At 56.4% G+C, this 12,993-nt stretch carries 12 protein-coding genes; 4 read left to right on the top strand and 8 right to left on the bottom strand.

Annotated elements, in window-relative coordinates; all coding sequences use genetic code 11:
* Nucleotides 1–79 precede the first annotated feature (79 nt).
* On the bottom strand, nucleotides 80–1,123 hold the full coding sequence (locus tag NWP14_RS00435) for a malate/lactate/ureidoglycolate dehydrogenase (RefSeq protein ID WP_095101299.1): 1,044 nt from the start codon (nucleotides 1,121–1,123) through the stop codon (nucleotides 80–82).
* 240 nt (nucleotides 1,124–1,363) lie between these two features.
* Here NWP14_RS00435 and NWP14_RS00430 point away from each other — a divergent pair, with 240 nt between their 5' ends.
* The 3 genes from NWP14_RS00430 to NWP14_RS00420 are packed head-to-tail and all read left to right on the top strand — an operon-like array spanning nucleotide 1,364 to nucleotide 4,073.
* Entirely contained in the window at nucleotides 1,364–2,371 is a 1,008-nt protein-coding gene (locus tag NWP14_RS00430) for an ABC transporter substrate-binding protein (RefSeq protein ID WP_095101297.1), read from the top strand.
* Between the two features lie 21 nt (nucleotides 2,372–2,392).
* Nucleotides 2,393–3,235, top strand: coding sequence for an ABC transporter ATP-binding protein (locus NWP14_RS00425; protein WP_095101295.1), 843 nt, complete (start codon nucleotides 2,393–2,395; stop codon nucleotides 3,233–3,235).
* Entirely contained in the window at nucleotides 3,207–4,073 is an 867-nt protein-coding gene (locus NWP14_RS00420; protein ID WP_095101293.1) for an ABC transporter permease, read from the top strand. The genes NWP14_RS00425 and NWP14_RS00420 overlap by 29 nt, the downstream gene beginning before the upstream one ends.
* A gap of 254 nt (nucleotides 4,074–4,327) precedes the next feature.
* Here NWP14_RS00420 and NWP14_RS00415 read toward each other — a convergent pair whose 3' ends face one another.
* From NWP14_RS00415 to epsC, 7 genes are all read right to left on the bottom strand, one after another.
* Complete coding sequence (locus NWP14_RS00415; RefSeq protein ID WP_375214563.1) at nucleotides 4,328–5,815, bottom strand: SufS family cysteine desulfurase; 1,488 nt, start codon at nucleotides 5,813–5,815, stop codon at nucleotides 4,328–4,330.
* A complete protein-coding gene (locus NWP14_RS00410) occupies nucleotides 5,802–6,746 on the bottom strand; it encodes a family 2A encapsulin nanocompartment shell protein (RefSeq protein ID WP_095101289.1) in 945 nt (314 codons plus the stop codon). The genes NWP14_RS00415 and NWP14_RS00410 overlap by 14 nt, the downstream gene beginning before the upstream one ends.
* A 37-nt stretch (nucleotides 6,747–6,783) precedes the next feature.
* Nucleotides 6,784–7,959: a molybdopterin-synthase adenylyltransferase MoeB gene (gene moeB, locus NWP14_RS00405; RefSeq protein WP_095101287.1), complete on the bottom strand. Its 1,176-nt coding sequence runs from the start codon at nucleotides 7,957–7,959 to the stop codon at nucleotides 6,784–6,786.
* On the bottom strand, nucleotides 7,956–8,246 hold the full coding sequence (locus NWP14_RS00400) for a MoaD/ThiS family protein (RefSeq protein WP_095101285.1): 291 nt from the start codon (nucleotides 8,244–8,246) through the stop codon (nucleotides 7,956–7,958). Before NWP14_RS00400 ends, moeB begins: the two co-directional genes overlap by 4 nt.
* Nucleotides 8,247–8,305: 59 nt before the next feature.
* The gene (locus tag NWP14_RS00395; protein ID WP_346431152.1) at nucleotides 8,306–8,734 is read right to left on the bottom strand and encodes a M67 family metallopeptidase; all 429 of its coding nucleotides are present in this window, start codon (nucleotides 8,732–8,734) and stop codon (nucleotides 8,306–8,308) included.
* Complete coding sequence (locus NWP14_RS00390; protein WP_095101387.1) at nucleotides 8,727–9,632, bottom strand: PLP-dependent cysteine synthase family protein; 906 nt, start codon at nucleotides 9,630–9,632, stop codon at nucleotides 8,727–8,729. The genes NWP14_RS00395 and NWP14_RS00390 overlap by 8 nt, the downstream gene beginning before the upstream one ends.
* Before the next feature lie 68 nt (nucleotides 9,633–9,700).
* Nucleotides 9,701–10,639: a serine O-acetyltransferase EpsC gene (gene epsC / locus NWP14_RS00385; protein WP_370525562.1), complete on the bottom strand. Its 939-nt coding sequence runs from the start codon at nucleotides 10,637–10,639 to the stop codon at nucleotides 9,701–9,703.
* A gap of 695 nt (nucleotides 10,640–11,334) precedes the next feature.
* On the opposite strand from epsC, the gene NWP14_RS00380 reads away from it, so the two are divergent.
* Entirely contained in the window at nucleotides 11,335–12,900 is a 1,566-nt protein-coding gene (locus tag NWP14_RS00380) for a sensor domain-containing diguanylate cyclase (RefSeq protein WP_095101279.1), read from the top strand.
* Nucleotides 12,901–12,993 lie beyond the last annotated feature (93 nt).

Here is a 12,993-nt window from a genome sequence, read left to right as displayed (position 1 = left end):
AAAGTGGTCACTTTATTTATTCGCCACAGCTGCTTAGCAGACCATAATGTCGATCCGGGAAAACAGATAACTAAAATAATTATTGGGCGTGCAGGCAACCTCCGGTGTTTAATTCCTCAAGGGCGACAAACGCCTGCCAGCTCACCTCATCAATCCAGATCCCCTCTTCCTGACGCCGGTGATAAGCGCGCAATTCCGGTTCTCCAGGGATCTGCACATCGCGCCCTTCCTGCCCGCAGCGTACCCAGTCAACCTGCGCTAATAACGCCTGGGGGTAGCTTTCCTCCGCGCCCAATCGCGCAGGGTCAAATAAAATCGACAGCATATTGTTAATGATCCCTGCACGTGGCGGGATCTGCCGGCTTTCGGTCTCGCCGCCGGTCAGCGCCGCGCCGAGCAAGCTGCAAATCAGCGACAGTCCCGCGCCTTTATGGCCGCCAAAAGGCAGCAAGGCGCCAGCCGGCTCAGTCATTAATACGGCAGGGTCGGTCGTGGGCTGTCCGTTCGCATCTACCGCGCACCCTTCCGGGATAGCGCGCCCTTCGCTCCATGCGATACGCGCCTTATTCCCCGCAATGGCGCTGGTAGCGAAGTCAAGGATAACCGGGGGGGAGTTGCGAAGCGGAACCCCCACGCAAAAAGGGTTTGTGCCAAGCCTGGGGCGCAGTCCATCGAACGGCAGGACCACCGCCGGCGCCGCCACGTTGGCAAAATGGATCGAGACCAGCCCGGCGCTCGCCGCCTGCTCTGCCCAGGCGCCAATCCGCCCAAGATGGTGGGTATTAGACAAGCCAATAATTGCCACTCCAAACTGGCGCACGCGCTCAATACCGGCGGCCATAGCCTGCTCGCCCAACGCCTGGCCGAAGCCATGACCGCCATCAAAAGAGACAATCGGTCCGGCATCAGATAAGGTGGTCAGCGTGGCGCCGGGGTTCAAATCTCCCGCCAGAATTGCCCGAATATAGCGTGGCAAGAGGGTCACCCCGTGGGAATCGTGGCCTTTTAATGAGGACTCGACCAGGTTATCTGCCACCTTTTTGGCGATATCAGATCCAGTGCCAACCCGTTCCAGATGCCGTTGTAAAAGCGAACGTAAGTGATGATGTGAAAATAGAGGCATGGTTCTACTCACGGCCGTTGCCCGCACAATACAAAGGGCTATTAAAGAGTGGGCCGACTATAGCAAAGATGTTTTTGTTACATAAACACGAATAATGGCTAAGCTTTTCCATTTATCGAATAATAAGTGCCAAATATCGTTATTCGTTTTCCTGATATTCATAGCCATTTAAATCATTTCCTTTCCCTCCCGCCTCTGCCCATGATTTTTTGCTGAAAAGCACCTTTCCGGGGAGAAGAGATGAGTAAAATTAACGGGGTATTAGCCTGGACGCTGGCATTTTCTGTTCTTGGCGGAGTCAGCCAGCCGGCATTCGCCGAAGGGAATATTAGTATCGCGCAGCAATTTGGCATCGGTTATTTAATTCTTGATGTGGTACGAGACCAGCAGCTTATCGAAAAAGAGGGGCAAAAAGAGGGGCTGGATATCAAGGTCGAGTGGCGCACCATCTCAGGCGCGACCGGGATGAACGAGGCCCTGCTCTCCGGGGCTCTGGACGTTGCATCGGCGGGCGTCCCCCCGCTACTCACCCTCTGGGATCGCACCAAAGGTAAACAAAATGTGAAAGCAATAGCCTCGCTGGGATCGATGCCCAATTACTTATTGAGTAATAATCCGGCGATAAAAAGCATCAAAGATTTGACGGATAAAGACCGTATTGCCGTTCCGGCGGCTGGGGTCGGTTTCCAGTCGCGGACATTACAAATCGAGACCGCAAAACTATATGGCGACAAAGAGTTCAAACGCTTCGATAAAATTAGCGTCAGCTTACCGCATCCGGATGCCAGCGCGGCATTAATTGCCGGTGGTTCGGAAATTAACACCCATTTTTCCAGCCCGCCGTTCCAGTATCAGGCGCTGGAGCACAGCAATATTCATAAGATACTCAGCTCCTATGATGTGCTGGGGGGACAGGCAACCTTTAACGTTCTCTACACTACCCAGAAATTCCATGACGAAAACCCAAAAACCTATAAAGCGTTTTATCGCGCACTTAGCGAAGCCGCGAATATCATTAACCGTGATAAAAATGCGGCGGCTGAAACGTATATTCGCGTCGAGAAATCACGACTGCCCTTACCGCTGGTGCAAAAAATCGTTAACGACCCTGAAATCAGCTTTACGGTTTCCCCTGAGCGTACCGGCGTATATGCGGAAAAACTTCATGAGCTTGGCGTACTGAAAAATAAAGCCGATTCGTGGAAAGATTATTTCTTCGACGAAGCATGGGAAAAACCTGGCAGTTAAACCGCGACACCGGAGGCTCTAGTGGCAACTCAGCAAATCAACGGCCCGCTGCTGCAGGTCAGCAATGTCGATATCGAATACCGCACCCGCGAACGGCAAATACGCGCGACGCATGATGTCAGTTTTGATGTCTGGCCCGGCGACCGCTTTATTCTACTTGGCCCGTCAGGCTGCGGGAAATCGAGCCTGTTAAAAGCCACAGGCGGTTTTCTCACCCCGCGCAGCGGTCAAATTTCTCTTGCGGGGACCCCGGTTAGCGCCCCCGGCCCGGAGCGGATGATGGTTTTCCAGGAGTTCGACCAACTGCCGCCGTGGAAAACCGTGCTGGAAAACGTCATGTTTCCTCTGCTGGCCAGCCGGAAAGCCAACCGCGCGCAAGCAAAAGAGACGGCGCTGCATTTCCTGCACAAAGTTGGGCTGGCGGAATTTGCCGAAGCTATGCCCCATACCCTCTCCGGCGGAATGAAGCAACGCGTCGCCATCGCGCGCGCGCTGGCGATGAAACCGCGAATCCTGCTGATGGACGAGCCCTTTGCGGCGCTGGATGCGCTGACCCGCCGCACTATGCAGGAGGAGCTGCTGGCGCTGTGGGAAGAGGAGCGCTTTACCCTGCTGTTCGTCACCCACTCGATTGAGGAGGCGCTGGTGCTGGGCAACCGTATCCTGGTGCTTTCGCCGCATCCAGGGCGCGTCAGGGCGGAGCTTAACTGTCATCAGTTCACGCTTAATGACTTCGGCAGCGAGGCGTTCCAGCATGCGGCTCGTCATATTCACCACCTGTTATTCCCGACAACCGGCAGCAGTTCGTCTCACTCATCCGGCGAGGAGCCAGAGTATGTCCCAGTCACCGTACATTCGTCCTGAATTCGAACGTGAATTACCGCCGCTGCGAGATCTGCCGGTGGAAACGCCGCTCCCCTTAAGCCAGCGCCTGTGGAATCAAACATGGCTGCGCAAGTGTCTGATTGTGGCCCTTGTCCTCGCGCTATGGGAGATCGCCGCGCGGGTACAGCAAAACGATCTGATGTTACCCGGAGTACTTCAGACCCTGCAGGCGTTTAGCGAAGACATGCGCAATGGCGAATTGCCGGAAAAAATCGCCAACTCCCTCAGCACCCTGTTGAAAGGGTATCTGGCAGGCAGCGCGCTGGCGCTCATTGCCAGCGCGCTGGCAGTGACCACCCAGTTTGGCCGCGATCTGCTGAGCACATTAACCGCGATGCTGAATCCTCTGCCTGCAATTGCTCTGCTGCCGCTGGCCCTGCTGTGGTTTGGTCTGGGGAATGTCAGCCTGATATTTGTACTGATACACTCGGTGATGTGGCCAATCGCGCTGAATACCTGGTCCGGTTTTAGCAGCGTTCCGGAAACGCTACGCATGGCGGGACGCAACTATGGCCTCCGTGGGCCACGCTATGTAATTACGATTCTTATTCCGGCATCGTTGCCGGCAATCCTTGCCGGCCTGAAGATCGGCTGGGCTTTCGCCTGGAGAACGCTGATTGCCGCCGAGCTGGTATTTGGCGCCTCCAGCGGCGAGGGCGGTCTTGGCTGGTATATTTTCCAGAATCGCAATGAGCTCTTCACCGACCGGGTCTTTGCCGGGTTGCTAACGGTCATCGCGATTGGCCTCCTGGTGGAAGGCATCGTATTCGCCAGTCTGGAAAAGATCACGATTAAGCGCTGGGGGATGCAGCGTTAGCGCCAGCTATCTCAACAGCCAGGTCCTGTGAAATCGCTCCCTTAATCGCCCGGCGAGAGCCACGGTAGCGAATACGGGAGTCCGCCAGTTTTGCTGCCAAACGGTACCTTGCGCCGTCCTGCTGCACATGAGATCCAGCCTCCAGGCAAGGATGCTTTATGAGAAAAGCCCGCGCGGAAAACCGGCGGGCTTAGGTGATTGACGCGGTTGTCCACCCGTTACGTGGTTGACACCGCTGACCGGGCCGGACCTCGCTACCGCGAAGCAAACCGGGCGACATGCTCTGCGAGAAAATCAATTTCCTGCGGCGTGTTATAGAAAGCCAGCGACGGCCGGACGGTACTTTCATAACCAAAATGGCGCAGAATCGGTTGCGCGCAGTGATGTCCGGATCGCACGGCAATGCCGACCTGACTCAGATAGCGCCCCACGGCTTCATTTTCATGACCCGCCAGCACGAAAGATAAGACGCTGGTTTTGTTCGCCGCGGTGCCGACCAGCGTCAGGCCCGGAATAGCCGACAGCTTCTCGATCCCATACTCCAGCAAGGCGTGCTCGTACTGCGCAATATTTTCTATCCCCAGCGAGGTGACATAATCGATAGCCGCCCCCAGCCCGACGGCATCGGCAATATTGCCCGTGCCCGCCTCAAACTTATTCGGCGAGGGTTGATAGCGCGTCAGTTCAAAAGTTACGTCGGCAATCATATTCCCGCCGCCCTGATACGGGCGCGCCTCTTCCAGCACCTCCTGCTTGCCATATACGACGCCGATCCCGGTCGGTCCAAAAATTTTATGCCCGGAGAAGACGAAGAAATCGGCATCCAGCGCCGTGACGTTGGTCGGGATATGCGAAATAGACTGCGCGCCGTCGATGGCGATGCGCACGCCAAAACGATGGGCGATTTGCACCAACTCCTGAACCGGCGTGACGGTACCCAGCGCGTTGGAAACGTGGGTAGCGGACACAAAACGGGTCTTGTCATTGAACAAACGGACATATTCCTCAACGATCAGCTGCCCGTGCTCATCAACCGGCGCGACGCGGATCACCGCTCCCGTCTCCTGCGCAATGAGCTGCCACGGCACAATGTTGGCGTGATGCTCGAGCAACGTGAGGATAATTTCATCCCCCGGCCGTAACAGCGGCTTCACGTAGCTGTGCGCAATCAGGTTGAGCCCTTCCGTGGTGCCGCGCACGAAGATGATATTCTCCGGGCCGCGCGCGCCGATAAACCGCGCCACTTTGTCACGCGCGGCTTCATAAGCATCGGTGGAACGTGCGGCAAGGGTATGCGCCGCCCGATGAACGTTCGAGTTTTCGTGCAAATAATAGTGGCTGATGCGATCGATAACCTGCTTCGGGCGCTGGGTCGTCGCGGCATTGTCCAGCCAGACCAGAGGATGACCGTCCACCTGTTCGGCAAGGATCGGAAAATCAGCGCGGATCCGTTCAACCGGGATCTGCCCGACACGCGCCGGCGGCGCCGGCTTTGCGCCAACAGAAGGTCGCGCCGCGAATCCGCGAGGCGCGATATCCCCCCGGCTCTCCTGCCCCAGCGGCACCACCCGCGGCGCGTACGCGGCCTCGGCGGACCGAGGGCGTGCTGGCGTGTCGCCCAGCAGCCCTTTCAGATCCCGCGCGTCGGGCAGTCCGTAATCCCGCGCGGAGGGAGCGTCACCCGCCTCGCCCGGCCATCCGCCGGGCGCGTGGGGAAGCGTGAATAAATTACTCGTAGTCATAATATTCACCCACTTCAACGTCTTCCAGCACGGCAATGGCGTCATCGGCCAGGATCGCAGCGGAGCAATAAAGTGAGAGTAAATAGGATGCCACGCCGTTATCGTCGATCCCCCGGAAGCGCACCGACAATCCGCGAGACTGTTCGTTTGGCAGCCCTTCCTGATAAAGCCCCAGCACGCCGCGTTTGCTTTCACCGGAGCGAATCAGCAGGATATTGGTTTTCCCGCTCTGGCCTTTCGGGTTTTTCAAACCATCAACAAACAGCTTATCGGAAGGGATCAGCGGAATACCGCGCCACAGGATAAAAGTGCCCCCGTGCAAATTCACGGTGACCGGCGGCACGCCGCGTCGCGTGGCTTCACGCTGAAATGCGGCAATCGCACGCGGATGGGCCAGGAAGAAGGACGGCTCCTTCCAGACTTTTGACAGCAGCTCATCCAGGTCATCCGGCGTCGGACGGCCATTGCGGGTCTGAATACGCTGCGAGTCATCGATATTTTTCAGCAATCCATATTCATCGTTATTGATCAGCTGACTCTCCTGGCGCTCGCGCAGGCTTTCAATCGCCAGCGCAATCTGCTCTGACGCCTGGTCGTACGGCGAGCTGTAGAGATCGGCGATTTTGGTGTCCACGTTAATAATGGTCGCAATGGAATCGAGCTGGTATTCACGCGGCGTGGTCTGATACTCGATGTAGCCCTGCGGTATTTCAACGCGCGTCGGGTCCTGGCTGCATAATACGTCCAGCGGCGTATCACCCTCCACGACCTTGTTCACCCGATAAATCCCCGATTCCAGGCCTTTATAGTCGAGAAAACGGCTGACCCAGCGCGGGGTAATCGCCGCAAATTGCGGAGCCGTTTTGGTCACGTTCGCTAACTGATACGCGGCTTCACGCCCCAGTGCATTAATGCCTTTTTGTTCTGCCATGATGATTCCTTAGTGTTTGAAATAGTGGAGCTGAAGGTTAGTACTGCGGCAAACGGGTATCCACATCCCGCGCCCAGGCGTTTAGGCCATCTTTTAAATTCATCACGCGGCCCTGATAGCCCGCGCGCTGTAGTGCCCGAATTGCGAAAATACTGCGCTGCCCGATCTTGCAGAGAAACACCGCATCGACCGTCGGGTCGAATTCACCGATACGCCTGACTATCTGGCCCAGCGGCATCACTTTTGCCTGCGGAAATTTAGCAATCGCCCGTTCGTGGGGTTCACGAATGTCGATCAGCTGCAGGGGTTTACCCTCCTCTATCCAGGCGTGCAGCTCCTGGGCCGTGACGCTTTCAACCGGCACCTCCGCCTCATCGGGTTTCAGTCCACAAAACTCTTCGTAGTCGATCAGCTCATGAATCGACGGGTGCTCACCGCATACCGGGCAGCCGGGATCTCTCGCCAGCCGCAGCTCACGCTGCTTCATCTGCCACACATCGAAGAGCAGCAGGCGGCCAATCAGGCTCTCGCTGCCGCCGACGATCAGCTTGATCGCTTCCGCCGCCTGAATGGTGCCGATAATCCCCGGCAACACGCCGACAACGCCGCCTTCGGCACAGGAGGGCACCAGCCCCGGCGGCGGAGGCTCGGGATACAGACACCGGTAACACGGCCCTTCCCCGGCATAAAAGACGCTGGCCTGCCCTTCGAACTGGAAAATGGAGCCGTAGACCAGCGGCTTACCCAGCAAAACGCAGGCATCGTTAATCAGATATCGGGTTGGATAGTTGTCCGTACCGTCGACGACGAGGTCGTATTCGCGAATAATCTCCAGCGCGTTTTTACTGCTCAGGGTGGTGTTATAGGTCTCCACCTGCAGGTCGGGATTGATCGCTTTAATCTTGTCTTTCGCCGAGGCCACTTTGGGCCGGTTGATATCTTTGGTGCTATGAATGATCTGCCTTTGCAGGTTGGAGATTTCGACAAAATCAAAGTCGACGATCCCCAGCTTACCGACCCCGGCAGCGGCCAGGTAAAGCGCCACCGGCGCCCCCAGCCCTCCGGTGCCGATAAGCAACACGCGGGCTGCCTTCAGACGCTTTTGCCCTTCAAGCCCGACTTCCGGCAGCAGCAGATGGCGGCTGTAGCGGGCAATCTCCGCATGCGTCAGCTCCGTCAGGCGGTCGTCCGGGATAATGCTCGCTCTGCTCATACCGCCTTCCCGACGCCGCCTGCAATGGCGGGGACCAGCAGCACCTCAGCGCCATCGCTGACCGGGGTCTCAAGCCCGCCGGTGGTTTTAATGTTGTTCTCCCCCACGTACAGATTGATGAAACTGCGCAGCGCTCCGGTGTCGTCATACAAATGCTGCTGAATGTCCGGGAAACGCTCCGCCAGCGCCGCGACCAGCTGACCTACGGTGTGGCCTTCGAGGGTCACTTTCCCCTGGCCGTCGGTGAAGGCGCGTAGTGCGGTGGGAATCAGTAATGTCGATGCCATAGTGATAATCTCTCCGTGTTTTGCTCTGGTTTCAGGCAGCGTTGTGCCTGCTATTCACGTCATGGAACGGTTTGCACGTCCTCCTGCAAAAAGCGCTGGCGGTCCTGCGTCAGCCGCCAGCTGGTCAGCGCCCCCGCCTGCCGCTGCGCGACCGCCACGATGATGTAGGCGTAAAACGGCAGCGCATGCTCGCGGTCAAATTCCGACGGAATAGCCGGATGATCGGGGTGCGAATGGTAATAGCCGACCACGTCCACTCCCTGAGCCAGCGCCGCGCGCTCCGCCCGCAGGGAGTCGTCGGCGGTGATGACAAAACGGTGGTATTGCTCCTCCGATTCGCGGGCATTGACGATGGGGAAAATCGCCGTCACGCGGGCATCGCCCTGCGCGGAGAAATGGCCAAAGAGCGCGCCGCAGCATTCGTTGGGATAGGCCTTTTCCCCTTCAGCGCCAATCTGCTTTGCGATTTTGTGGGTCAATTCAATCATCGGTTTCATTCCAAAAAGAGTCAGTCAGGTAACGCGAGCCGACATCACACAGCAGCGTGACCACCACAGATCCCGCCGGCAGCGTGCGGGCCAGCCTCACGGCGGCGGCTACGTTTGCGCCGGATGAAATGCCGACAAAAATGCCATCGCGCCGGGCCAGACGCCGCGTGATGGCGTAGGCCTCTTCGGTGGTGACAGAAATAATGTCGTCGAACAGGGTTTCGTCGAGAATGCCCGGTTTAATGCTGCTGCCCATATGCTTGGTCCCTTCAATGCCGTGGAACGGCGAAGCGGGCTGCACGGCGAGCGTTTTAACCTGCGGATTCTCATATTTGAGCCGCCGCGCGGTGCCGACAAAACTGCCGGAGGTGCCCATCCCCGCGACAAAATGGGTGATTTGTTGCCCGCTCTGGTCCCAGATCTCTTTTCCGGTGGTCGCGAAATGCGTATCCGGATTAACGGGGTTGTTATATTGGTCGGGATAAAAATAGCGTTCCGGATGCGCAGCAACTTGTGCCTGAACTTCAATATATGCGCCGTCGGAACCTTCAAGCGGATCGGTTTCCACAATCGTGGCGCCATAATGACGAATAATTCGTTTGCGTTCCGGGCTGGTATTCTGCGGCAGATATAGCCGGACGTGATATCCCAGCGCCGCGCCAATCATCGCGTAGGCAATGCCGGTATTGCCGCTGGTCGCATCAATAATCGTTTTACCCGGCGTTAATAAACCCCGCGCAATCCCGTCCAGCACCATGGCTTTCGCCGCGCGGTCTTTCACTGAGCCGCTGGGGTTCATATACTCTGCTTTTGCCAGCAGCGTTACGCCAGGCAACTCTGCGGCAAAAGAGGGCAACGTTATTAACGGCGTAGCGCCGATCGTCTCAAGCAAATTCATAATAATTATCACGCCGTTATTTTTGTCTGTTGTGCTGCACTGACCATTCCATTGCATTATTGGAATAATTAAATCCCATCGCCGTCGCTGAAATGTTTTTGTTGCGCTCGGGCCTGCTGCACATTACTGTCCGGCGGAACATCGCGGGTCAGCCATATATTCCCGCCGATGCTGGAACGCGCGCCGATGGTAATTCGCCCTAATATTGTCGCGCCGGCATAAATAACTACGTCATCTTCTATTATCGGATGGCGAAGGTAGTTTTTTTGCAACTGCCCGTCTTCACCGGCAATAAAGCGTTTGGCCCCCAGGGTGACGGCCTGATAAATACGCACCCGTTTACCGACGATGGCCGTTTCGCCAATCACCACGCCGGTCCCGTGATCGATAAAGAATCCATCATCGATCCGCGCGCCGGGATGAATATCTATTCCGGTCTGGCTGTGCGCCTTCTCGGACATAATTCGCGCCAGCAGAGGCAGATCGAGCTGATGCAGCTCGTGGGCCAGACGATAGTGGATCACGGCATGAATTCCCGGATAGCAGAGCAGCACTTCATCCATGCTGCGCGCGGAGGGATCGCCCTGATAAGCCGCGAGGATATCGCTGTCGAGACGCTGACGGATGACCGGCAAACGGTTGGCAAACTGCTGAACCCGCCTGACCGCCTCTTGCGACAGCGCCTGACTCGCGCCCTCCTCGTCCTGCTCATCCGACTGATAATAGAGTTCCAGAAGCGCTTCTTCGGTGAGCCTGTCAAGCGCGGTGCCTAACAAATGGCCGACGTAATAATCTTCGCCCTCTTTGCGTAATTCGACGTCGCCTAACCGCATCGGATAAAGCACTTTTATCAACGTATCGGCGACTGAATTAACGCTTGCCCGGGAAGGTAAACTACGTTTATTACGATAATTATTTTTCGAATGTTCATCGCGCCACGCCTGACGAACGCGACGCAGTTCATCGACGACATTATTTAAATGCCAGTTATTTTCTCTTTTCGGCATGAGATACAATTCACCCGCTTCCGGCATAATAATATCCTTCTTAAAATCACATCGATAAATCTGTTTTCTGCGTTACCTCACTTTTATGCATTACCCACATTAAAAACAAATAACCTTATTGACTTTGAATAGCTGAAAAGAATAAATACATAAAAATCAACAGACTAAATTCAGAATGGCCTCGCGGCGCCAGCATTCATTGAGGCCAGGGACGTTTTCCCCCTGCGGCAAAACCGCCAGGCTAACCCGCGGGCACGGCGCTGAGTCTGTCCACAAAGTGGCTACTTAACTCTGTGGATAACCTGGAGTCAGATTGCTGCAGAGGGCGTGAGGCCGACCACGGCGCCGAATGTGCAAATTTTAACCAGCGGTTGATTGAGTGGACGAGCCGCGGTCCGTTGAGTATTGCCGCATATTTATTTATGTCCCAACGCATATCGCAGTATTATATACAGCGCTTTATGAAGTGAACCTGGGGCGAACTCCAGTGCGGTGCCCCTTTAAGCGTGTCTTATCCGACAGCCTTTAGCGATGAATACGGTTCGCCGCAAGCGGGCGTCCTGACGATGCAAGGTCTCAGGTCAGGAGAGCCTTGTTGTTACCTTTGCCAGGCATATCGGAAGATTTTTGACCCCTCCAGGGACGGGACGGCCCGCAGCCAGTTTAACGGGATGGCCTGAATCACAGGTAAACAGATGTTCAGCAAAAAACCCTTTCTCCGGCCTCTGCTTATTTTGCTCACAACCGGAGGCGTTGTACTCACGTCACTCCTTCTGTCAGGAACGATGCTGATTTTCCAAAGGAACAATATTGAGGCGTCACTCCTTGACAGCAATCAGGCCTACGCCCGAAAGCTTGCCGACACGACGGACCGTTACCTGGCTTTTGCCCAGCGCGAGTTAGCCTGGAGCGCTTCGTCTATCCGTAGCCTCTCTTACAGCCAGCATGAAGTGGATCGCCTTCGCCTTCAGTCCGGTATCTTTAACTCTGTGGGGGTTGTCAACGCTCAGGCAGCACTGGTTTCGACGTCCCCATACCTGCCGGCGCTTACGGGAGTGACGCTGCATTCACGCGCCAACCAGCTCGCTCTGGCCGCGCGGTCGCCCTTGATTTCCGAACCATTCACGTCGGTCGCCGGGAATGAGATGATTCTGCTCTCACAGCCCGTTCTGGCACCCGATGGCCGCTATCTGGGGTATTTAGGGGGCAGCATCTATCTGAAAAAACAGAGCATGCTGAGCGATATTCTGAGCCTCCATTTCTATGAAGATAACATCGCCATCAGCGTCGTCGATAATCATGGCCGGATTATCTTCAGCAGAGATACGGCCCAAAAGGGTTCGTTCCTGCCCCTGCCTCCGCAGGTCCAGGCCGCACTGCGGGCGAATAAAAGCGGAAACTATACCGGGCTTTATGAAAGCCATAAAAACCTGGTCGGCTATGCCAGCCTTAACCAAACTAACTGGAATATTTTCGTTTCAACCCCCGCCGATACGGTCACCCGCATGCTATGGCGGACGGTCGAAAAAATCTCAGGGTTTGTTCTCGCTATCCTTCTTCTTATCGCCGGGGGCGTGGCTATTTTATCCTCCTACATTGCGCGTCCGCTGGAGCAGCTTGCGGGACGAGTTCGCGCCACGGACGGCCTGACATCGCCGGAAAAACTCTCGACGATCAGGGCCTGGTATCAGGAAGCTGACATGCTGCGGGACGCGATGGAAAACAGCTTCCGCTCGGTATCGGCCCGCTTCGCCACGCTGAGCGATGAGGCCATGACGGACCCGCTGACCGGACTGTATAACCGCCGGGGATTTTATGAACAGTCGGCCCGCGTCGGGGACGCGGAGAATCAGTACGTGATTGCCATAGACATCGATCATTTTAAAACCATTAACGATCGGTTCGGGCATGACACGGGAGATGACGTGTTGGTTCGTATTGCTGACCTGCTGAAGCAGACCTGCCGGGATGGGGATATCATCAGCCGCTTCGGCGGGGAAGAGTTTATTGTACTGCTCCCCGACTCGACGCTTAACGGAGCTATGACGATGGCGGAGAGGATCCGCAGAGTCATGGCCGGGGCGACCTTCTCCCGTGCAGGACATATCACCATCTCCGCGGGCGTGGCCGGGCTGCGGGAATGCGATGGCGACAGGGAAAGGCTTCTTCGGATGGCCGATCGGGCGCTTTATCAGGCCAAACAGCTGGGACGCAATCAGGTCGTACTCAGTGAGTACCCTCCGGAGCCCGGCAGTAAATAACCGCGATACCCGGATCTCCACCGTTCCGGGCCGATCGGCAGAACGGGAGCGTCCTGAGGCCGTCGATTTGCCGGACGCGAGGGAAGGCCGCTC

It is taken from the genome of Klebsiella sp. C349492, assembly GCF_042055345.1.
In the GTDB taxonomy this organism is placed as follows: Bacteria; Pseudomonadota; Gammaproteobacteria; order Enterobacterales; family Enterobacteriaceae; genus Klebsiella; species Klebsiella scottii.
The sequence above is the reverse complement of the archived record's forward strand: the minus strand, read 5'-3'. Positions and strand labels throughout refer to the sequence as shown.